Source organism: Streptomyces diversicolor (genome assembly GCF_057537855.1).
Map to the genome: position 1 here is coordinate 40,210 of NZ_BAAJXA010000048.1, position 22,214 is coordinate 62,423.

At 73.2% G+C, this 22,214-nt stretch carries 15 protein-coding genes and 2 pseudogenes; 8 read left to right on the forward strand and 9 right to left on the reverse strand.

The genetic code is table 11. The features are described 5' to 3' along the window. Window positions 1–575: 575 nt before the first annotated feature. The 5 genes from AC27LF_RS38130 to AC27LF_RS38150 all read left to right on the forward strand — a co-directional run bounded on the left by AC27LF_RS38130 (window position 576) and on the right by AC27LF_RS38150 (window position 6,689). Window positions 576–1,043, forward strand: a complete 468-nt coding sequence (locus AC27LF_RS38130) for a hypothetical protein (RefSeq protein WP_479661554.1) — start codon at window positions 576–578, stop codon at window positions 1,041–1,043. Between the two features lie 77 nt (window positions 1,044–1,120). Then, window positions 1,121–1,702 carry an Rv1733c family protein gene (locus tag AC27LF_RS38135; protein ID WP_479661555.1) on the forward strand — a complete coding sequence of 194 codons (582 nt, stop codon included), beginning with the start codon at window positions 1,121–1,123 and terminating at the stop codon, window positions 1,700–1,702. Window positions 1,703–1,990: 288 nt separating this feature from the next. Beyond that, the gene (locus AC27LF_RS38140) at window positions 1,991–2,854 is read left to right on the forward strand and encodes an SCO2400 family protein (RefSeq protein WP_479661556.1); all 864 of its coding nucleotides are present in this window, start codon (window positions 1,991–1,993) and stop codon (window positions 2,852–2,854) included. Between the two features lie 156 nt (window positions 2,855–3,010). Beyond that, window positions 3,011–4,513 carry a M1 family metallopeptidase gene (locus tag AC27LF_RS38145; protein WP_479661557.1) on the forward strand — a complete coding sequence of 501 codons (1,503 nt, stop codon included), beginning with the start codon at window positions 3,011–3,013 and terminating at the stop codon, window positions 4,511–4,513. Between the two features lie 193 nt (window positions 4,514–4,706). After that, complete coding sequence (locus AC27LF_RS38150) at window positions 4,707–6,689, forward strand: N-acetylmuramoyl-L-alanine amidase (RefSeq protein ID WP_479661558.1); 1,983 nt, start codon at window positions 4,707–4,709, stop codon at window positions 6,687–6,689. 39 nt (window positions 6,690–6,728) lie between these two features. Here AC27LF_RS38150 and AC27LF_RS38155 read toward each other — a convergent pair whose 3' ends face one another. Together AC27LF_RS38155 and tatA are read right to left on the reverse strand one after the other, a co-directional pair. After that, window positions 6,729–7,847, reverse strand: a complete 1,119-nt coding sequence (locus AC27LF_RS38155) for an acyltransferase family protein (protein ID WP_479661578.1) — start codon at window positions 7,845–7,847, stop codon at window positions 6,729–6,731. Window positions 7,848–8,372: 525 nt separating this feature from the next. After that, window positions 8,373–8,528: pseudogene (tatA, locus tag AC27LF_RS38160) on the reverse strand (Sec-independent protein translocase subunit TatA); the annotation flags it as partial. A gap of 155 nt (window positions 8,529–8,683) precedes the next feature. On the opposite strand from tatA, the gene AC27LF_RS38165 reads away from it, so the two are divergent. Then, the gene (locus AC27LF_RS38165; protein ID WP_479661559.1) at window positions 8,684–10,264 is read left to right on the forward strand and encodes an LCP family protein; all 1,581 of its coding nucleotides are present in this window, start codon (window positions 8,684–8,686) and stop codon (window positions 10,262–10,264) included. Here the strand turns inward: AC27LF_RS38165 and mgtA are convergent. From mgtA to AC27LF_RS38190, 5 genes and pseudogenes are all read right to left on the reverse strand, one after another. After that, window positions 10,246–12,930: a magnesium-translocating P-type ATPase gene (gene mgtA, locus AC27LF_RS38170; protein ID WP_479661560.1), complete on the reverse strand. Its 2,685-nt coding sequence runs from the start codon at window positions 12,928–12,930 to the stop codon at window positions 10,246–10,248. The two genes, AC27LF_RS38165 and mgtA, sit on opposite strands and share 19 nt — an antisense overlap. An 85-nt stretch (window positions 12,931–13,015) precedes the next feature. Next, complete coding sequence (locus AC27LF_RS38175; protein ID WP_479661561.1) at window positions 13,016–13,378, reverse strand: ArsR/SmtB family transcription factor; 363 nt, start codon at window positions 13,376–13,378, stop codon at window positions 13,016–13,018. Window positions 13,379–13,746: 368 nt separating this feature from the next. Further along, on the reverse strand, window positions 13,747–14,673 hold the full coding sequence (locus tag AC27LF_RS38180; protein ID WP_479661562.1) for an MIP/aquaporin family protein: 927 nt from the start codon (window positions 14,671–14,673) through the stop codon (window positions 13,747–13,749). A 158-nt stretch (window positions 14,674–14,831) separates the two neighbouring features. Next, window positions 14,832–15,944: pseudogene (locus AC27LF_RS38185) on the reverse strand (penicillin-binding transpeptidase domain-containing protein); the annotation flags it as partial. A gap of 46 nt (window positions 15,945–15,990) precedes the next feature. Beyond that, on the reverse strand, window positions 15,991–16,653 hold the full coding sequence (locus tag AC27LF_RS38190; RefSeq protein ID WP_479661563.1) for a DUF4328 domain-containing protein: 663 nt from the start codon (window positions 16,651–16,653) through the stop codon (window positions 15,991–15,993). A 505-nt stretch (window positions 16,654–17,158) separates the two neighbouring features. Between AC27LF_RS38190 and AC27LF_RS38195 the strand changes: the two genes are divergently transcribed. Continuing rightward, window positions 17,159–17,836, forward strand: coding sequence for a DUF4142 domain-containing protein (locus AC27LF_RS38195; protein WP_479661564.1), 678 nt, complete (start codon window positions 17,159–17,161; stop codon window positions 17,834–17,836). 34 nt (window positions 17,837–17,870) lie between these two features. Here the strand turns inward: AC27LF_RS38195 and AC27LF_RS38200 are convergent, their stop codons facing one another. Both AC27LF_RS38200 and thrS read right to left on the reverse strand, forming a co-directional pair. Beyond that, entirely contained in the window at window positions 17,871–19,523 is a 1,653-nt protein-coding gene (locus AC27LF_RS38200; RefSeq protein ID WP_479661565.1) for a glycoside hydrolase family 13 protein, read from the reverse strand. Window positions 19,524–19,839: 316 nt separating this feature from the next. Next, window positions 19,840–21,087 (reverse strand): threonine--tRNA ligase, encoded by a 1,248-nt coding sequence (gene thrS / locus AC27LF_RS38205; RefSeq protein WP_479661566.1) that lies wholly within the window; start codon window positions 21,085–21,087, stop codon window positions 19,840–19,842. A gap of 282 nt (window positions 21,088–21,369) precedes the next feature. On the opposite strand from thrS, the gene AC27LF_RS38210 reads away from it, so the two are divergent. Beyond that, complete coding sequence (locus AC27LF_RS38210) at window positions 21,370–22,155, forward strand: hypothetical protein (protein ID WP_479661567.1); 786 nt, start codon at window positions 21,370–21,372, stop codon at window positions 22,153–22,155. Window positions 22,156–22,214: the final 59 nt, after the last annotated feature.

Sequence of the window (22,214 nt, forward strand, 5' to 3'; positions counted from 1 at the left end):
CCGCGACGGTGAGGCCGCCCCCGCAGGGGCGGTGCGCGCGGCCAAGTGGGCGGGGGTGCGCGGGGCGATCCCGGACGCGGATGCCGCCCCGGCGTCGAGCAACGGCGTCCGGCCCGTCGCCCGGACCTTCGGCCACCGCGGCACGCACCTACTCTTGGAGGACGGCGGTCTTGGCGCGCACCGGCCGGTGACGCGGTGCGCAGCCCTGTGCCGGTAGCCGCCGCGGCGGCCCGCGCCGTCAGGGACCGCGGAAGCGTCACCCCTACCCCCACCGTGATCATGCCCGCGGCGCCGCCGGCAGGCGGAACGCGGCAGCGGGGACCCTGGTCAGGCGCCGGTGTCGTTCAGGCACTCCGCCGGAGGCCCAAGCTCCGGCGTACGTCTCCTTCCCCCGCGTCTTTCCCCGCCTCTTTCTTCTTTCTTCGCGTACGCCTTTCTTCTTTCTTCGCGTACGCCGCGCCGCCCCGGCCGCCCGTCGGTAGGCAGTCGTACGTGTGGGGCGGTCGGAGGGAACGCGGCGGCGTTCGGTGCCGTCCTCCGGGTGGGGACGCGACGGGCGAGGAGAAGGGGGCGGCGTGTCCACTCGGCAACCGGACAGCGGCGGACCGACGGGCGGGAGCGACGGCACTCCGTCCGTCCCGGACACGGTGTGGCAGCGGTTCCTCGACGACTCCGAACGGGCCATCCGCAGATCGGCGCCCAGGGAGCCGTCCGCACGCGAGCGGGCCGCGGCGGCACCGGAGCCCGACGCGGTCGGCGAGCTGTGGCAGCCGCGGGAACTGTCGTACGGCCCGGCCTGGCGGGACCTGGACGGCCCCGCCAGGCGCCGCCGGGTGGGCCGCGTCCTCGGCACGATCGCCGGGGCAGCGCTGGCCCTGTCCGCCCTCTCGTCGCTGCCCGCGGGCACGGGCGGTACCCCGGCGGGCCCCGACGAGGCGACCTCCCAGCGGTCCGAGGACGTCCCCGAGCCGCTGCCCACGGCGACCGCCCCGCCGGCCGTCCCGACGCCGCCCGGGCCGACGCCGACGGACCACTCCGGGTAGGACCTGCCATCGCGCCGTCACAGGAGGACACTGAAAGGCGAGGGGTGGCCCGTCGGTGCCGCAAGGGGGTGTCGACCATGGCAAGGACACAGCTCCGCCGGGTACGTGCCTGGCGCTGGCGCCGCAATCCGCTCAGGCGCCGCAGTGACCTGATCGAAGCCTGGCTCGTGCTCGCGGCGTGGGTGATCGCCCTGGTGGGCAGCGCGCTCGCCGGCGTGGCGGCGGCGTCCACGGTGGGCAGGGACCTGGCCCAGCAGCGAACGGAGCGGCACCCGGTCGCGGCCTTCGTCACCCAGGACGCACCGGCCGGGCCGTCCGCGCAGACCCTGGACGGCGGTCATGTCTGGGCCCCCGTGCGCTGGCAGTCCCCGGACGGTTCGACACACCTCGCCCGGACGGAGGTACCGCCCGGCGCACCGCAGGGCACCCGGGTCACGGTGTGGACGGACGCGCACGGCAAGCTGACGTCGAAGCCGCTGTCCGGCGGTGACGCGACGTTCCAGTCGGCCTGGACCGGAGTCCTGGTGGCGGTGGCCACGGCCGGCGGTGTGGCAGGGTGCGCCCAGTTCGCCCGCGCCCGGCTTGAGCACCGCCGCATGGAGCAGTGGGCGAAGGAGTGGGAGCGCGTGGACACCCGCTGGGGCGGCAAAACAGGCTGACCCCGCACCCCGCACCCCGCACCCACACCCGCCTGCGCACACAGCTGCCAAGGGCCGCCCCGCCGCCGCGAACCACCTCAACCACCTCAACCGCCCACGCCCCCGCAAACACCCCCGCGGCGCGGCCCGCCCCCACCGGGTGCGGGGAATCTGCGCAGGAGCGGCACACGGGCTGCACACAGACTTTCGAAAGGCTCGTTACCGTTGCTGGCCGCTCGCCCGGTGTGCGAGCGCGACCAGGCCGTGCCCCGACGGGCCCACGGCGCCAGCGATCCAGGAAGCCCGCGCATGGACTACTGCTCCTCGTGTCGTCGATACCTCAACGGCGCCCTGGTGTGTCCCGGGTGCGGCGCCTACGCCCCCGACATCGCACCGCACACCACCGCACTCCCCGCCTCCGCCCCGCCGGCCCTGCCGGTCCTCGCGGCCGACGCCCCGGCCGCGAGGCCGCCCGCGACGTGGGACTCCTGGTACGGCACGGCCCCGCCGGACGAACCCGGCACCGCGCCCGACGCCACGGACGCCTCTGACGCCGCGCTCCCGGCCGACGACGTCGGCAGTCCGGCGCCCACGGGCGAGGGACGCGCCGCGCGCCGCCGGCAGCGGGCCCGGTGGAAGAAGAGCCAGCGCCGGGCCGTGGTGGCGACGGCCGTCGCGCTCGTCGGAGGCGGCCTCACCGTCGTCTCGATGGACCGTCATTCGGCCGCCCGGCCGCAGGCGGCGGCGGCTCCGGACAACCGCAGCATGGGCCTCGCGGACGAGCTGCCGGAGCAGCCCCCCACGGCGCCGCCGACCGCCGACCGGACCTCGACCGGCGCTCCGCGCTCGCAGGACCCGGGGACCGGCGGCGTCCCTCGGCAGCGCACCGTGGCGGCCACCGCGCCGCGTGCGACGCCGTCGGGCACCCACCCCGACGCCGCCCGCGCGCCCCGCCCGGTCGTCACCTCCGTACCGGCGGAGCCGAGCGCCACGCCGTCCGCCGCGGCGTCGGACCCGGCCCGTACCAGTACGGCGGCGCGGCAGCCGAGCGCCCCCGAGACCGCCACCACCCCCGCGCCGGCCCAGGACACCCCGCAGACCAGCAGCCCGGAGCCTGCGGCGCCGGCCGCGCAGCCGCCGCGGCTGTGCGTGCTGGTGCTGTGCCTGGGCTGACGCCGTATCACGCGCCCGCCGGCGTTCCGTCCCCGCACACCCCCTCATCCGCCAGAAGGGATACGTACAGGAGGGATACATACAGAAGGGGTCGCACAAAAGGGGCATATGGGGACTTAAGTCGCTGTAACCACCCGGCGCTGCCATAGTGCGGCCATGAAGATCACGAAGGCGTCGTCCCTCGTCCTCACCGGTGCCGTCGGGATCGCCGGTGCCGCACTCCTCGTCGGCACCCTCCCCCACGACGGCCGCCGCGCCCCCGCCCGTTCCGGTGCGCACGCGCCGGTCACGGTCCCGTCCCCCGGCGCCCCGGGCATCGGCGACCCGCTCGTGCCGCTCGACGGCAACGGCGGCTACACGGTGCGCCGTTACACCCTGGACTTCGACTGGCGGGCGCCCCGTACGCCGTTCGCCGCCGGTGCCACCATCAGCGCCACCGCCACCCAGGCGCTGTCCCGCTTCGACCTCGACTTCGCGGGCAACGCGCTGCACACGGTCACCGTGGACGGCGCCCCCGCGCGGGCGGTGCGCGAGGGCGACGAACTCGTCGTCACCCCGGCCCGGCCGATCCCGGACGGCGCCGCCTTCACCGTGCACGTCTCCTACACCGCCGACCCGACGCAGCAGCGCCACCGCGACGACGCGATCGGGGACTACGGCTGGATGCCGACGGCCGACGGCACCGTGCTCTGTCTCCAGCCCGACGGCGCCAAACTGGTCTTCCCGGTCAATGACCACCCGAGCCTGCGCGCCCCGGTCACCTTCCGCGTCACCACCCCGCCCGAGCTGACCGCGGTGGCGGGCGGCCGGCTGGTCGAGCGGGTGCGCAAGGCCGACGGCCGGACCCGCTGGACCTACGACTCCGAGCAGCCGGTCGCCGCACAGCTGGTGCAGCTGGCCATCGGCAGGTTCACGTTCGCCGAGGGCCGGGGCCCGCGCGGGCTGCCCGTGCGGGACGCGGTGCCGCAGCACCTCGTCGGCGACACCGCCGCGTACCGCGCGCTCACCCCGCAGCATCTGGAGTGGCTGGAACAGCGGCTCGGCCCGTACCCCTTCCGGCGCTACGGCGTTCTGGTCGGCGACGCCGACCTGCCGGTGGCGCTGGAGACACAGTCGCTGTCCGTCCTGCCGAGCGCCACCCTGCTGGGCGACCGGGTCGCCGCCGAACGGGATCTGGTGCACGAGCTGGCCCACCAGTGGACCGGCGACAGCGTCGCCCTGCGGCGCTGGTCCGACCTGTGGCTGAGCGAGGGTCACGCACGTTTCTACGAGCGCCTGTACAGCGACGCGCACGGCGGCCCCGGCCTGGAGGACGCGATGCGCTCGGCGTACGAGCAGCACGACCGGTGGCGGCACGACGACGGGGCGCCCGCCGAGCCCACCGGGCCCTCGCTGTTCCGTCAGATCCGCTACGACGGCTCGGCGCTGGTGCTCTACGCCCTGCGCGAGGAGGTCGGCGAGCGGACCTTCGAGCGGATCGAACGCACCTGGGTGACGCGCTATCAGGGCCGGGCCGCCGGCACCGGCGACTTCATCGCGCTCGCCTCCGAGGTCGCGGGCCGGGACCTGAAACCGTTTCTGACCCCGTGGCTGTACGGCGCGCACACCCCGCCGATGCCCGGACACCCCGACTGGCAGGTGAGTCCGGTCGAGGACTGAACGGGGCCGTCGCCACGCCGGACACGCTGCCGCCGACCGGGTGGCCTGTGCCGTGCGGCTGGTCCACGCCGGTGACTCTCGGCGCGCGCCTGCGCGCCGCTCAGGGAAACGTATGAGAGGTGGCGTGCGGGGCAACTCCCTTGTCCTGGTTGCGCTTGTCCATGTTGCGACGAGCCCGTTGGAGTCACCTGCAATGAAGAAACGTGTCGCCTCCCGTGTCCTCATCGCCCTGCGCGGCCGCCGGCTGACGGTCTGTGTGGCCGCGTCGTCGGTGCTCGCGCTCCCCCTGCTGGTCATCCCGCCCAGTGGCGGCGACACGCCGGACGACCGGAGCCTGCAGCATGACTTCCAGGCCGCCGCGAAGGAGTACCACGTGCCGCAGAGCGTGCTCCTCGGCGTCTCCTATCTGCAGTCACGCTGGGACACGCACTCCGGTGCCCCGAGCGTCGCCGGCGGGTACGGGCCGATGCACCTGGTGGACGGGGCCCGGATGCCGCCCACCGCCTCCTCGGGCCCGCCACGGACCGAGGACCGCAATCTCGCCGGGCCGCCGCCGCGGGCACCGCTCCCGATGAGCCGCCCGTCCCTGCAACCGGCCGAACTGCGCCGCGCCGCCCGGCTGATCGGCGCCCCGCCGGAACGGGTGCGCACGGACCCCGGCGCCAACGTGCGCGGCGGCGCCGCGGTGCTGGCGGCGACCCAGCGGGAGCTCGGCAAGCCGCTCAGCGACAACCCGGCCGACTGGTGGGAGGCGGTGGCCCGGTTCCCGGGCTCCACCGACGCCGCCACGGCGACGACCTTCGCGAACGACGTCTTCACGCTGATCCGCAAGGGCGCGCAGCGCACCACCGAGGAGGGGCAGCACGTCACCCTGGCCGCGCAGCCGAGCGTGCGCCCGCGCCCGCAGCCGGCGCCGAAGGACCCGGGCAGGCCCGAGCAGGTCGAGTGCCCGCAGGAGGTGACCTGCTCCTGGCTGAGCGCGCCGTACGTCCAGTTCGACGACGAGTACGGCAACCACGACCTGGCCGACCGGCCCCGCGACGAGAAGATCGAGTACATCGTCATCCACGACACCGAGGCGTCCCTGGACTCCATGCTCAAGACCATCCAGGACCCGACGGAGGCGTCCTGGCACTACTCGGTGCGCTCCAGCGACGGCCACATCACCCAGCACATCAGGACCAAGGACGAGGCGTGGCACTCGGGCAGCCAGTTTGTGAACGCCCGGTCGATCGGCATCGAGCATGAAGGTTTCCTCACCCAGCCCGACGCCTGGTACACGGAGGAGATGTACCGGTCGTCGGCCCGGCTCGTGCGCTATCTCGCGCAGAAGTACGGCATTCCGCTGGACCGGCAGCACATCTTCGGCCACGACAACGTGCCCGCACCGACCGGCGACACCATTCCCGACATGCACGACGACCCGGGCCCCTACTGGGACTGGCGGCACTATTTCGACCTGCTCGGCGCGCCGCTGAAGGCCACGGCCGGTGCGGACAGCGCGATGGTGACCATCCTGCCGGACTACGCCACGCACCGGCCGGCGTACACGGGCTGCACCGGGGACGGCCTGCCGTGCGCGCCGCACGGCTCCTCCGCCGTACGTCTGCACACCGAGCCGCGCGAGAGCGCCCCGCTGATCCAGGACCGGGGCCGGCGCCCGGACGGGGAGAGGTCCACCACGGACGTCAACGACCTGGGCTCACGGGTCTCCGCCGGCCAGACGTACGCGGTCGCCGGACGCCAGGGCGAGTGGACGGCGATCTGGTACCTGGGCCGCAAGGCGTGGTTCAAGAACCCGAAGAGCAGCCCGACGGCCGTCGGCGCGGCGGGCAAGATGGTGACACCGAAGGACGGCCTGACCGAGATCCCGGTGTACGGGCGTGCCCTGCCGGAGGGGGACGCCTACCCGGCGGACATCGAGGAGGCGACCGAGGCGCCGCTGCCGTACACCATCAGCGCAGGCCAGCGCTATGTCACCGGGGCCCGTCTGACCGGCTCCTACACCGACCGGTCCACCTTCGTCTATTCACCGAGCCCGGTGGTCAAGGGCAGTGAGGAGTACTACGAGATCCAGTTCGGCCACCGCCTCGCCTACGTCCGCGCCAGTGACGTCGACGTCATCAACGCGCCAGGCACACCCCCCACCCACCCCACCCAACCCCAGCCCAAGTAACCCCCGCCCCGGCGCCGAAGCACACCCCGGACCGAAGGGTCAGCGCGGGGTGGTGCGGTCGGGGCGGAACGCCCAGGCCATCTTCGGTTCCATGACGAAGCGGAACACGCGTTGCACCGGTGGTGTGCACAGCAGGGTCACCCCGGCCGCGGCGAGCAGCGTCACCGCCACCGCGCCGGCCGGCCGGTAGATCCACTCGGGGTCGTACCAGCCCGCGGGCTTGGACCACTGCAGGACGAAGCCGTGCAGGAGATAGCCGTACAGGGTGCCCGCGCCCAGCGCGGTGCACCACAGCCTGCGCCCGGGAATCCAGGCCAGGAAGCAGGCGACCAGGGTCACCGAGCAGCCGAAGGTGGCGAGCGTCATCACCGGCCCGTACCAGGAGGGCGCGGCCAGTTGCTCGGCGCTCGTGCGGTGGAAGAACCAGGCGTAGTTCATCCGCGGCACCGCCCAGTACGCCACGGCCGGCGCGACGGCGAACACCGGCACGGCCGCGATCCGCGCGGCGCGGCGCCGCACCAGCCGGAAGTGCTCGGGCCGCAGGCACAGGCCGAGCACGAAGTACGGCAGGAACTGCAGGACGCGCTGGAGGTCGAGGTCCTTGCCGATGGACGGCGTCAGGGTGGCGAGCATCGCGATGCCGAGGGCGACCGGCAGCGGCCACCGCACGAGCTTCCAGATGGGTGTGGTCAGCCGCCAGATGAACAGGGCGGCCAGGAACCAGGTCAGATACAGCGGGTCGAGCAGGCTGATCGGCCGGTCCGGGGCGTCGTCCGTCCACCGCGTGAAGTAGGTGTACGCGACCTCGAAGACCACGTAGGGCACGGCGACCCCGGTGATCAGCCGCTTGAGCCGGGCCGGACTCGCGTCGAAGTTCCGGGAGAAGTAGCCGGAGATGACGATGAACGCCGGCATGTGGAAGGCGTAGACCAGCATGTAGAGGGCGGTGACGGCGCGGCTGTCCGAGCGCAGCGGCTCCCAGGCGTGTGCCACGGCGACCAGCACGATGGCCGCGTACTTCGCGTTGTCGAAGAACGCGTCACGCCGGCCGCCGGGATCCGGCGGCGCGGCCGGTTCCGGACGGGGGCCGCCCGAGGGCGGCGTGTCGGTGACGGTACCTTCCCGTCGGAAACCGGAGGCCCCGGAGATACCGGACAGAGCGGAACACCCCTTCGCATCGGTCACGCGGGGAACGGCTGCGGTCCCCGTCCGGCACCGTAGTCACCCGTCGTCGCACTCGTAAACCCGGCCGTGACGGGGGTCACAACTCCTGGAAACTTGCGCAACCTCTAAACTGTCGCCGTGGATGCGAGCGATGTGACGGTCCAGGAGAGTGCGGTGCTCGACGGAGGGCCCGCGGACGGGCTGCGGATGAGGGTCTTCGGCCGGCCACGGGTGATCCAGGTGACCTTCCCCTGCGACGTGGATGCTCCAGCTCGGCCGGGGGTTCGCGCTGAGGCGGTTTTCGTGTACCGGCGGGACTTTCGGGTGAAGGAGGAGCCGTTGCGGTACGGGTACGACATCGCCAGCCCTTAGCTTTGCTTGAGCGGAGGGTGCGTTGCGGGCGGGTGGGGGTGCCTTGTGGTTCGGGTGCGGGTTCGTTGTGGCTGGGCGCGCAGTTCCCCGCGCCCCTACGGGGCGCATGCCCAACCCCTTGCTTCAGCGGCGCTCGGGGGTGAAGTCGTCGTCTGTCTTCATTGCCTTCGCCTCGCTCTTGAGGATGCGCATCGACTTGCCCAGCGCACGGGCGGCGTCGGGCAGTTTCTTCGAACCGAACAGCAAGATGATCACGACCGCCACGATCAGCAGGTGCCACGGTTCCAGTCCGTTGCGGAGCATCCGGCCCTCCCCTTTTCCTCGCGGGGCAGTGGCACGGACCCGGGCGGCGTACCATCTGCCATCGTTGCTACATTGCGCAACTGTACAACCATGGGGTGGGGCGGGGCGTCCCCTGTGTATGAGTCTGTACGAGTCGGACGGATGAGGGCGCGCGGATGACCACCACCAGAGACGTCGACACACCCTCGTCTCACCGGCGCCGGGACGCACCGTCCCGGCGCGGCGCCCCGCACGGCCGGCGCGCGACCCGTGGCCGCAGACGCAGTCCGTGGCGCACCGCACTGCTGGTCACCCTCGCCCTGGTGGTGCTCGGCACGGCCGGCCTCGGCTGGATCTACCTCAAGCTGAACGGCGACATCACCACCTTCGACGCGGGCGGCCTGTCCAGGAACCGCCCGGACGCCGCCGCGTCCAAGGGCCAGAACGTCCTGGTCATCGGCTCCGACGCGCGCACCGACGGCAACGCCGCGCTCGGCGGCGGCAGCAAGGACGACATAGGCCGCTCGGACACCGCGTTCCTGCTCCACGTCTACGCCGACCACCAGCATGCGATAGCCGTGTCCATCCCGCGCGACACCCTGGTGACCATCCCGCCGTGCAGACTGCCCGACGGCAGCTGGACGAAGACGCAGACCGACGTGATGTTCAACGCGGCGTACTCCGTCGGGCAGACCCGGCAGGGCAACCCGGCCTGCACCCAGAACACGGTGGAACAGCTCAGCGGGATGCGCGTCGACCACACCGTCGTCGTCGACTTCAAGGGTTTCGCCGCGCTCACCGACGTCGTCGGCGGGGTGAAGGTGTGCCTGCCCAACGACATCTACCAGAACGACCTCAACCCCAACCGCCCCACCCGCGGCGGCCTCGTCTTCCGCAAGGGCGAGCAGACCGTCGCCGGGCAGCGGGCCCTGGACTACGTCCGTATCCGGCACGGCATCGGCGACGGCTCCGACATCGGCCGCATCAAGCGCCAGCAGGCGTTCGTCTCCAGCCTCCTCAAGCAGATCAAGAGCGAGGGCCTGACCCCGAGCAAGCTGCTGCCGCTGGCCACCGCCGCCACCAAGTCGATGACCGTCGACCCCGGACTCGGCACGGCGAACAAGCTCATCTCGTTCGCGATGTCCCTGAAGGACATAGACCTGCACAACACCAAGTTCGTCACCATCCCCTGGCGCTACGAGGGCTCACGGGTCGCGGTCGTCGAGCCGGACGCCTCCGACCTGTGGGCCGCGCTCAGGGCCGACCGCACCATCGACGGCAAGGACGCCAGTGGCAAGCGGAAGCCGAAGGCCACCGACGCGGCCTCGCCCGGCCCCACCGAGACCGGCCCCACCGAGACCGCCTCGGGCGAGGGCGTCTCGGGCGAGGGCGTGTCCCTCGCCGTCTACAACGGCACCACCAGCAGGGGCCTCGCCTCCGAGGCGGCGCAACTGCTCACCCGGCACGGCTTCACCGTGACCGGCATCGGCAACGCGAGCAGCCGGCAGTACGCAGGCACGGTCGTCCAGTACGGGCCCGGCCTGCGCACCCAGGCCGAGACGGCCGCCAAGCTCTTTCCCGGCGCGCGGCTGGAGGCGATCGGCGGGGCTGCCCTCAACGTGGTCGTGGGCGCCTCCTACGCCGACTCGGCCGCGGCCTCGCCGACCCCGACCGCCGTGCCCGGTTCGGTCGCGGACGACGCCCGCTCGGCCGACGACGACCTGTGCTCCAACCTCTCCTACGGCGCGGGCGGCTGACCCACGCGCTCCCGCTCCCGCGGCCGGCCGGCCCTTCCCCGGCCGGCCTCGGGCGCCCGCTCAGGAAGCCCTTCCTTCAGGAAGTCGCTGCGCAGGGGTGAGCGTTCGTAGCGGCCCCGCGCCCAGACCAGCGCGGTGGCGTACAGGGCGAGGACGACCCCGAGGAGCAGGTAGTACGCGCCCGGGAGCGTGGTCAGGCCGAGCGCCGGGCCGAGCGGCGACGGGGGCAGGGCCATCCCGATGGCGGCCAGTCCGGTCGCCGCCCAGCCGACCGGGCCGAGCGCGCGCTCCGCGACCAGCCGGCGGCCGGTGCGCAGCAGCACCATCACCAGGGCCTGGGTGAGCAGGTTCTCGGTGAACCAGCCGGAGTGGAAGATCGCTTCGTCGTCGCCGGTGCCCGGCCCGTGCAGGGACACGGCGAGGACGGCGAACGTGGCCAGGTCGGCGAACGCGTTGAGGAGGCCGAAACCGGTGATGAAACGCAGGACCTCGCGCGGGCTGAGCACCGTGGGGCGGCGCAGCACCGACGGGTGCGGGCGGTCGTAGGCGAAGGCGAGCTGGACGGTGTCGAAGCACAGGTTCTGCACCAGGACCTGCGCCGGGAGCATCGGCAGGAACGGCATCAGCAGGCCCGCCGCGAGCATGGCGATGACGTTGCCGAGGTTGGAGGACAAGGTGATCCGCAGATATCCGGCGACGTTGCCGCCGCTGTGCCGGCCGGCGTCGATGGCGTGCCCGATCGCGGTGAGGTCCTTCTCGGCGAGGACGACGTCGGCGCTCTCCCGGGTCACGTCAGCGGCGTCGCGCGGGGCGATGCCGACGTCCGCGGCGCGCAGCGCGGGCAGATCGTTGACGCCGTCCCCGAGGAAGCCCACGGTGTGCCCGCCGGCCCGCAGCGCGGCCCCGACGCGCGCCTTGTGCTCGGGGGTGCAGCGGGCGAATACGGTCGTACGCCGCGCCAATGCGGCGAGTTCGGCGTCGGTGAGGCCGTCGATCCGGTCGGCGGTCAGCACGGCGTCCGGGCCGAGCGGGATGCCGAGGTCGCGGCAGGCGCGGGCCGCGGTGCCCGGGTGGTCGCCGGTGAGCACCTTGACGGCGACGCCCTTCCCGGCGAACGCTGCGAGCGCGTCGGCGGCGGTCGGCGCGAGGGCGTCGTGGAAGGTGACCAGGCCGCGGAAGGTCAGCCCGCGTTCGTCGGCCGGGGTGTGGTCGCGGGCGCGCGCGGGGCGTTCGGCGGTGGCGACCGCGAGCACCCGCAGCCCCTCGTGCGCCGTGCGGTCGGCGAGGTCCACCAGCCGCGCGCGTTCCTCGTCGGCCAGCGCGCAGCGCTCCAGGACGGCTTCCACGGCGCCCTTGACGACGAGCGTGTGGGTGCCGAGGCGGTGCGGGGTGCGCACGACCGCGGTGGACAGCCGGCGCACGGGGTCGAACGGCAGGGCGGCCACCCCCTCGTACGCCAGGAGGCCGGCCTCGTCGGCCGCGTCCAGGACCGCCTCGTCCAGGGCGTCCGGTGCGGGCAGGTCGGCCAGGTGCAGGGTCCACCAGGCGTTGACGGCAGCCCAGTGCAGTACGTCCGCGTCGGCGCGGCCGTCCGCGTCGAGGGCCCGCTCCACGACGGGCCGGTCCTGGGTGAGGGTGCCGGTCTTGTCCAGGCACAGCGTGTCGACGGCGCCCAGGTTGTGCAGCGCCGGGAGCCGCTTGACGATCACGCCGTGGTGACGGGCCAGCAGGGCCGCGCCCCGGGTCAGACAGGTGGTGACGACGACCGGCAGCATCTCCGGGGTGAGCCCGACGGCCACGGCGACGGCGAACGGCAGGGTCTCAAGGCCGCGTCCGCGCAGGGCGGCGCCCGCCATCAGCACCAGCGGAGGGGTGAGCAGCATGAAACGGATGAGGATCCACGAGATGCCGTTCACCGACTGTTCGAAGGCGCTCGGCTCGCGCGGCCGGGCCACCTGCCCCTCGGCCGCGGCCAGCCGGGTGTGCGCCCCAGTGGCGACGACGACGGCGGTGGCGCTGCCGGAGACGACGCTGCTGCCCTGGAAGCACAGCTGCGGCTGGTCGAACCCCGTCGCGCCGTCCGGGTGACGGGCGTCGGCGGCGCTCTTCGCGACGGGCGCCGACTCTCCGGTGAGCGCGCCCTGGTGCACGGTCAGCCCGCCGGCCCGCAGCAGCCGGACGTCCGCGGGGACCAGGTCACCGGCGCCGAGCCGCACGATGTCCCCGGGGACCAGCTCCGCCACCGGGATCTCCCGGGCGGCCGGCGCCGTCGCCCCGTCGGCGCGGCGCAGCACGGTGGAGGTGGTGGCGACCAGATCGCGCAGCCCGGCCATGGACCGGTCAGCCCGGTGCTCACCGGAGGCGCGCAGCACACAGCTGACGGCGACCAGCAGCAGGATCACACAGGCGGTGCCCCAGGCGAACACGGCGGCGGAGACCAGGCCGAGGCACAGCAGCACCGCGGTGAACGGGTCCCGGACGCCGCGGACGAGGAGCCGCAGCCAGGAGGCGTCCTGCCGGTCCGGGAGGGTGTTCTCCCCGGCGTGGACCAGCCGCTGCGCGGCCTCGTCCTCCGTCAGCCCGCGCGGCCCGGTGTCCAGTTCCCGCAGCACCTGAAGGGCCGTGGCCGAGCCGCTCGCGCCCCGAAGGGCGCGGGGCTGTGTCACCCTGCGGCTCCGCCGCGCGGGCGCGCCCAGCCACAACGCGCCCGCAGTCGAACGAGGGCCCGTCCCGGCCGGTCCGGCGAAGCGCTTACCCACCGGTTCCGTGCGCCCGGCGGGGCGGTGCGGACGGGAACTCGGCGCGGGCGGCCAGTTGTCCGACCATGAGCCGGACGACCGTGACGACGTCGGGATCGTCGACGTAGTAGACCTGCCGTCGGCCCTCGCGGCGGGAGCGGACGAGTCCCGCCAGCTTCAGCTTCGACAGATGCTGGCTGACCGCGGGCAGGGCCCCGCCGACCCGGTCGGCGAGATGGGTGACGTCGCTCTCGCCCTGGGACAGCGCCCACATGATGTGCAGCCGTGCCGTCGAGGCGAGCAGCCCGAACGCGGCGGCAGCCTCCGCCAGCACCTCGGCGGACGGGTCCTGAAACCCCCCGGCAAACCGCCCCACAGCTCCCTCTCCCGTCCACCCAGCTCAAGCCACAACCCAACGCCGCCCCAGTGTAGGCGCTACACCACCCCCCAAAGCGGACGCGGGCTGTACCAACATGCGGCTCCCCCGCGCGGGCCCGACCAGCCCCAACGCAAGCCACACCCAACAACGCCCCACCCCAGCCACCCCATAAACACACCCGAAACGCAACCCACCCAAAGGGGCGCGGGGAACTGCGCGACAAGCCCCCACACACCCGCACCCAACCGACAACCCATCCCACCCGATCCCACAACACACCCGCACCAAACAGACAACCCATCCCGCCCGAGCCACAACACACCCGCACCAAACCGACGCCCCACCCCGCCCAACCCAGCGGAGCGCTACGCGCGGGTGCGCCCCGGTTCCGGAAGCTCCGCCTGCGCGGCGCGAATGTGCAGCACGTCCCCGATGAACAGGTCGTACACCAGCACCCCGACCACCCCGCCGACCAGCGGCCCGACGATCGGGATCCACCAGTACGCGCTGAAGGAGCCGGGCAGCGACCCGGGCAGCGCGAGTTGGTTCCATCCGGCCAACCAGGTGAACAGGCGCGGCCCGAAGTCACGCGCGGGGTTGATGGCGTACCCCGCGTTCGGCCCGTAGGAGATGCCGACGGCGACGACCGCGAACCCGATCAGCAGCGGCCCGAGGTTCGCCCGCACGGCCGTGTTGCGCAGGTCGATGAGGGCGACGATGAACAGGACCAGGAACGCGGTGCCGACGATCTGGTCGACCAGCGGCCCCCAGATCCCGCCGTGGAAGTACGGCGCCGGAAAGGTGCCGAAGATGGAGAACGTGGTCAGCGTGTGCCCGTTGGTCTTCGGCCCCGACACCGTCCGGTCGAACGTGTTGATCGCGTCGTGGTAGACGCCGTACACCAGCGCCGCCCCGACGAAGCCGCCGGCCACCTGGGCCAGCCAGTACGGCGCGACCTTGGCCCAGGCGAACTTGCGGCGCACCGCGAACGCCAGCGTCACCGCCGGGTTGATGTGGGCGCCGCTGACGCCGCCGGCCACGTACACGCCGAAGACGACGGCCAGGCCCCAGCCCCAGGTGATCAGCAGCCAGTCCCCGGCGCTGATGAAGAAGGTCGTGGGCCCCGACGTGCGGCCCGACCCGGGAAGACCCGCGACCGCCACCGCGACGGAGCCGCAGCCGAACGCGACGAGGACGAGCGTCCCCAGGAACTCCGCCAGGCATTCCCCCAGAAGCCCTCCGCGCTGCCTGAGCGTGGAGGGTTTCACCAGGGGAGGGATTTCCACAGCCATCGGTACCCCCTTGCAGGGAACATTGCGGTCAGTAACACCATCGTTGCGCAGAATTCGCATTCCGCCACCGCGACGACTACCCAACGAAGGGGATCACTTACACACAGTGATTAATCGCAAGGGGTGTCCTTACGTACGGTGACCGCCCCCGGGCCCCGTCACGACGGGTCGCCGGGCACCGCGGCCAGCAGGCTGTGCAGGATCGGCCCGGCCGAGCCGCCGCCGGTGACCCCCTCCTCGACGACGCAGGCCACGGCGACGTCGCCGCGATGGGCGACCAGCCATCCGTTGTTGTCCGCGCCGCCGGGGTCGTCGGACACCTCGGCCGTGCCGGTCTTCGCGCCGATGTCGCCCGGCAGGTCGGCCAGCACCCGCGCCGTCCCGTCGGTGACGGTCGCGCGCAGCATCTCCCGCAGCTGCCCGACCACCTTCCGGGGCAGCGGCTTCGTGCTGGTCGTGTCCTCGGTCCGGCCGGTGATCGTCGGCTGGTGGAAGGTGCCGGAGACCGCGGTCGCGGTGACCGACGCCATGATCAGCGGGTTGGCCTGGATCCGGCCCTGCCCGATCATCGAGGCGGCCTTCTCGGTCTCGTCCCGGGGCACCGGTACCGACCCGTCGTACGTCGGGATGCCGACGTGCCACTCCTGCCCGACACCGAAGTAGGTGCGCGCCACGTCGCCCGGTTCCGAGTCGGCGAGCTTGCCGCGCAGGCTGATGAAGGCGGTGTTGCAGGACTCGGTGAAGTCCTTCAGGAAGGTGGCGCCCCGGTGCTCGGAGGTCTCCACGTTGTGGAACTCCTTGCCGACCGTGAGGTATTTGGGGCAGTCCACGACGTCACCGGGCGCGACGGCGTCCTTCAGCAGCAGGGCGGTGCTGGTGACGATCTTCCAGGTGGAGCCGGGGGCATAGGTGCCGGAGACGGCCCGGTTGAAGCCCGACGAGGGGGAGTTGGCGAGGGCCAGGATCTCGCCGTCGTCGATGCGCAGGGCGACGAGTGAGGCGTTCCTGCCGTCCGCGCCCTCGGCGACGGCCCGCTCCGCGGCGGACTGCCAGGTGGCGTCGAGCGTGGTGGCGACCGGCCCGCCGGCCCCGTCGGCGGGCTTCTTCCCGAAGGCGGCCTCCGTGCGCTCCACCTCGCCGGTCGCCCGGTCGACGAGCTGCACCGCGCCGCGCGGCCCGGACCCGGCCCCGCCGAGCTGTCCGAGGACCGGGGCCAGGGAGGGGAACGCGTCGCCGGACAGCGCCCTGCCGTCCCGGTCGGTGACGTCCGGGGCGCCCTGCGCGCGGGCCACGGCACCGGCTGAACCCAGGGCGGGTTCACACCTGTTCAGCCGCCGTGCGTTCGCCCTGGACCGCCGTGACGGCCCGGACGACGAACACCGCGGCCACGGCCGCGCCCACGATCGCCGCGTCGGACAGCAGCAGCTGCCACACGTCCGTGTAGGCGCGTTCGATGAGCCCGTCCCGGGATTCCTGGTAGAGCAGGCCGACCCCGCTCAGCATGCCGATCAGCCACAGCGCCCACCACACGTTCAGCACGAACGGCAGCCGCTTGTCCGGCGCGCCCGCCCGGTGGACGTCCGCGACCAGCCCGCGCGGCACCCAGAGGTTGACGACGGGCACGATCCAGCCCAAGTAGACCCAGAATCCACGGTACTTGGGCGGCCGGCCGGACAGCGAACGCGCGTTGTCGCGCACCCGCCACAGCCAGGCGAGGAACGCGGCGGCGCAGAACACGAAGATGACGTCGCCCACGGCGCCGACGATGTGGTACGCGTCCTCCAGTGAGGTCAGCGGCCGATGGTTGCCGTCGCCCTGGTCCGGCGGGCCCGAGGCCGGCTCGCCCGCCGCCGCGAGTCTGATCTCCCAGACGGCGCGGGCCAGCCAGGCGGCGCCGGCGAGGAGCAGCAGGGCCGTCGCGAGCAGGGCCGAGGGCCGGGCCGACGGCAGGGCGGGACGCTGGGCTGTCTCTTCGTTCACCGGGGCATCCTCGCGCACGAACTCCCCCATCCGCCACAACAGCCCACGGCGCCCTGCCGGTTACCCGCCGGACCGGTACGCGGCCGACGCCCGGATCACGAAGACGCCGACGCCGATCAGGATGCCCGGCCGGAGCGGCGCATACGGCGGGAACGGGCACTCGACGGCCACGCCCGACGAGCCCAGGGCGGGGCCGATGGCCCGCGCCGGATCACACCGCGTCCCCCCTACAGCGATCCCGCGATCCCGCCACCCCGCCACCCCACGCCCTGCGGCTGACGCGTGCGGTGGGTCGTCGCTGGTGCGGCGCCCGGCCGGTTGACTCCCCAGGGCGGGCGCCTGACCCGGGTCTGCCCGGCGGGCCGGGTTTTGCCAAGGGGAGAGGATCGGGGAGGGGGCCCGGGCCGTACTGGTCGGTGGTCACAGGGGCCGTCCCTGTGGGCGGGACCGTCGGGCGATGGGAGGCGTGGTGCGGGTTTCGCGGAATGCTGCGGGGACTGTCTTCGTGGGGGGTGCCCTGAGTCTGACCCTCGTGGCGCTCGCCTATCCGAGCCTGCTCGGGGTGTCCACGGTGTCGAGTTCGCCCTCACGCGTCATCGCGCAGACGCAGTGGGGGCCGCTGACCGAGGCGGACCGGGACTTCGTGGTCAAGGTGCGGGCGGCGGGGCTGTGGGAGTACCCGGTCGGGCAGATGGCGCTCAAGAAGAGCACCTCGAAGGCCGTGCGCACCGCGGGAGCGCACCTCGTGGCCGGGCACGCCGCGCTGGACGCCACCTGCCGGAAGATCGCCCCCCAGCTGGACATCACGATCCCCGACCAGCCGAGCCCCCAGCAGCAGGGCTTCATCGACACGCTGAACGCGGACAGCGGCAGGACGTTCGACTCCGACTTCGCCAACATCCTCAGGGTGACCCACGGGCAGATCTTCACCACCGTCGCGAAGATCCGTTCCCAGACGAAGAACACCCTCGTACGGGAGCTGGCGGACCAGGCCAACACCACGGTCCTGGACCACATCTCGGTCATGGAGAAGACCGGTCTGGTCGACTTCGACCAGGTGCTCTTCCAGGAGACCACCCCGCCGAAGCTGCCCGACGCGGACCTGACCCCGCCGCCACCGGCTCCCGGCCGCCCGCAGGTGGTCCTCACCCCACCGCCGAGCAGCAGCCCCACGGTGGGGTGACACGACCCGGAGCCGGGCCCCGGCCCCGGTTCCGCTACGCGCCGAGCCAGGCCGTGGTGTCCGGGGGCAGCGCGGTGGCGTCCTCGGGCAGCGGCCCGCTGGTGAGCAGCACCTCACCCGGCGGCAGCGGCACCGGCGCACCCGACAGGTTCGCCACGCACCGCCAGCCCTCCGAGCGGGCGAAGTGCAGCACTCCGGGCGGGGCGTCCGGCGCCCAGGTCAGCGTCTCGCCGTCCAGCAGTTTGCGGCGCAGCCGCAGCGCCGTGCGGTACAGCTCCAGCGTGGAGCCCGCCGTACCGGCCTGTGCCTCGACCGCGTACCCGGCGAAGCAGGCCGGCTGCGGCAGCCAGGCGGCGCCGGGCCCGAAGCCGTACGAGGGACCGGTCGTCGTCCACGGCAGCGGCACCCGGCAGCCGTCGCGGCCCTTGCGGACATGGCCCGTCTGTTCCCAGATCGGGTCCTGGAGCACCACGGTGGGCAGGTCGGCGACCTCGGGCAGGCCCAGTTCCTCGCCCTGGTAGACGTACGAGGAGCCGGGCAGCGCCAGCATGAGGAGGGTCGCCGCGCGCGCCCGGCGCAGGCCCGCCGCCGCGTCGACGGCCGGCGCGTGCCCGCCGGACAGCAGCCAGGCGTTGGCGTCGGTGCCGGGCGGCAGCATCAGCCGGGAGGCGTGCCGGATCACGTCGTGGTTGGACAGCACCCAGGTGGCGGAGGCGCCCGCGGCGCGGGCCGTGGCCAGCGAGTCGGTGATGACCCGGCGCAGTTCGTCCGCGTCCCAGCGCGCCTCCAGGTACTCGAAGTTGAATGCCTGGCCGAGTTCGTCGGGGCGGGCGTACTGGGCGCGGCGGGCGCCCGGGACCCAGGCTTCGGCGACCGCGGTGCGCGGCGGGGTGTAGGCGTCGAAGATCTTGCGCCAGTCGCGGTAGATCTCGTGGACCTCGTCCCGGTCCCAGTACGGGTGTGAGCCCGGCGGCACCCGTTCCAGGGCCTGTTCTCCGATGGCGCCCAGGTCGCCGATGTCCCGCAGCGGTTCGGTGAGGTCCTTGGCGAGGGCGTGCGCCACGTCGATGCGGAAGCCGTCGACGCCGCGGTCGGACCAGAACCGCAGGGTGGTGCGGAAGTCGGCGCGGACGTCCTCGTTGTCCCAGTTGAGGTCGGGCTGCTGGGGGGCGAACAGGTGCAGGTACCAGTCGCCGTCGGGCACCCGCCGCCAGGCGCTGCCGCCGAACACCGACTGCCAGTCGGTGGGCGGCAGTTCGCCGTGCGTACCGCGGCCGGGCCGGAAGACGTAGCGGTCGCGGGCGGCGGAGCCGGGGCCGGCGCGCAGCGCCTCCTGGAACCAGGGGTGCTGATGCGAGGTGTGGTTGGGGACGATGTCGACGAGCACCTTCAGGCCCAGCCGGTGTGCCTCGGCGACCATGGCGTCGAAGTCGTCCAGGGTGCCGAGGCGCGGGTCGACGTCCCGGTAGTCGGCGACGTCGTAGCCGCCGTCGGCGAGTTCGGAGGGGTAGAAGGGGCTGAGCCACAGGGCGTCGACGCCGAGTGTGCTCAGATGGGTGAGGCGTTCGGTGATGCCCCGGATGTCACCGAGCCCGTCGCCGTCGGCGTCGGCGAAGCTGCGCGGATAGACCTGGTAAATCACGGCCTGTCGCCACCAGTCGGGGTTCTTTGACGAGATGTCGGTCACACCAACTCCCTTGCGCACGGACTACGGTCGAGCCTGGTCGACGGCGGTTACCGGATCTCTGTCCACATTGCCCAGAAAGCGAAACTTTCGCGCCCACGATCCGCCGCCCAACACCAACTTGAGCCCCCACACCCCACCACGCGCCCCCGCCTACGTTTCAGCGCCCCGAAGGGGCGCGAGGAACTGCGCGACCAGCCACAACAAAGCCGCAGCCGCCGGACAACCAAGCCCCCTCCCCGGAGCGCGCCACAACGCACCCGCAGCCGCCAGACGACCCAACCCCCCTCCCCGGAGCGCGCCCACAACGCCCCGCACCTCACTCCCACAGCACGGTCCCCCGTGCCTCCAGCCGCGCAGCGATCCGGCGCAGCAGGTCGTCCACGGGCAAAAGGCCGACGCGGCGGCCGTCCCGCAGCCGCAGGGCCGCCAGCCCGCCGTCGGCCTCCCGTTCACCGATCACGGCCTGGTACGGGACGAGCCGGGCCGCCCGGACGCGGGCGCCGAGACTGCCGTGTTCCGGGCCGGCGGCCTCGGCCCGCAGCCCCCGGTCGCATGCCTCCCGCACCACCGCGCGGGCGCGCTCCTGCTGGGCCTCGGCGACCGGCAGCACGACGAGTTGTACGGGCGCGAGCCACGCCGGCAGCGCCCCGCCGTGCTCCTCGACGAGGTGCGCCACGGCCCGCTCCACGCTGCCGATGATGCTGCGGTGCACCATCACCGGCCGGTGCCGCGCCCCGTCGGCGCCGATGTAGTGCAGGTCGAAGCGGGCGGGCTGGTGGAAGTCGATCTGGACGGTGGAGAGGGTGGCCTCGCGGCCGGCCGCGTCCACGACCTGTACGTCGATCTTGGGCCCGTAGAAGGCGGCCTCGCCCTCTGCCTCCTCGTGATCGAGGCCGGACGCGGCGAGCACCTGCCGCAGCAGGGCGGTGGCCCGCCGCCACAGCTCCGGGTCGGCGACGTACTTGCCGCCCTCGCCGGGCAGCGACAGCCGGTACCGGGCGGCGCGGATGCCGAGGTCGGCGTAGGCGCGGGCGATCAGTTCGAGGGCGCCTCGGGCCTCGTCGGCGGCCTGCTCCAGGGTGCAGAAGACATGGGCGTCGTTGAGGTGGATGGCCCGTACCCGGGTCAGCCCGCCGAGCACCCCGGACAGCTCCGCCCGGTACATGGCACCCAACTCGGCGATGCGGAGGGGGAGTTCGCGGTAGCTGCGGGAGCGGGAGCGGTAGACGAGGGCGTGGTGGGGGCAGAGGCTGGGACGCAGGACGACCTGCTCCGCGCCGAGCCGCATCGGCGGGTACATGTCGTCGCGGTAGTGGTCCCAGTGGCCGGAAATCTCGTACAGCTCGCGCTTGCCGAGCACGGGCGAGTACACGTGCCGGTACCCGGCGCGGCGTTCGGCGTCCCGGACGTACTCCTCCAGGGTGTGCCGGACGACGGCGCCGGCGGGCAGCCAGTACGGCAGTCCCGCGCCGATCAGCGGGTCGGTGTCGAACAGTTCCAGCTCACGGCCGAGCCTGCGGTGGTCGTGCATGGTCGTCTCCTCGCGACGGAGGCGAGTGACCACGCGACGAAGCCCCGGGGCACTCGCCCCGGGGCTTCGGACTGGATCAGGTGTCAGCGCGCCGGGACGGACTCCGGCGTCGTCGTGGCCGACGGCCGCGGCTTGGCGCGCTTCATGCCGGGACCGTAGCAACCGGGAGGGCGGGCCGGCCAGGGGTTTTCGGGTGGGGGTCACCCGGTCGGATCGTCCGGGTGGTGGGCGGGTCCTGCGGGTGGTGGCGTGGGGGAAACGATCAGGCGAGGAACGAGGAGACTCGGCCTCGGTCACCGGCCCCAGGAGCCCGCGATGTCCCTGCCCCCGGCCCGCCTCCGCGCCGTCTGTTCTCTCGCGCTCACCGCCGCCACGCTGCTCACCGTCCCCGGGTGCCTCGCCAGGGAGCCGGAGCGGGCGGCGGCCGAACCCGGTGCCGTACCGTCGCCCTCGGCCGGGCGGCGCGCCGAGGGCGAGACGCCCGACCTGACCGCGGCGCAGGCGCGGGACGCGCTGATCACCGTGGCCGACCTCGGCGCGTCCTGGGGACCGACACAGGGCGCCGCGACCTGGCGGGACGGGCTGCTGAAGGCGGTCACCGACATGCCCGAGTGCCAGCAGTTGATGGACGCCCTGTACACCGAGAACCTGTTCGGCGACGCGCCCGGTACGCACGCGGTGACCGCGCTCGACGACGGGGACGCGGAAGCGCAGCTGCGCTACCAGGTCGCCACCCGCGGCCCGCAGGCGGTGAACCGCACGCTGGCCTGGCTGAACGGCCTGCCGCAGACGTGCGGCCGGTTCACCGCGGAGTCCCAGAGCGCGGGCGAACTGGACGTCCAGGTCTCGGACATCGAGCTGCCGCAGGTCGGCGACGCCCGACAGGGTCTGCGCATCACGCTGACCGGCGAGGGCACGTCCGAGGACGACGAGTCCTCCGCGCTCACCCTTGAGGTCGCCGCGGTACGGGTCGGCGAGGACGCGATCGTCGTCACCAACGGCACCCTCGGCGAGGTGTCCGAGGACGCCACCGACCAGGCGGTGGAACGCGGCGCCGAGCGGCTGACCGACATCCGGGACCAGGGCCGGACCCAGACCTGACGCCGGGTCCACAGCCAAGAACGCCGGTTCCGCATCCGGGAGCAGGGCCGGGCGGGGGC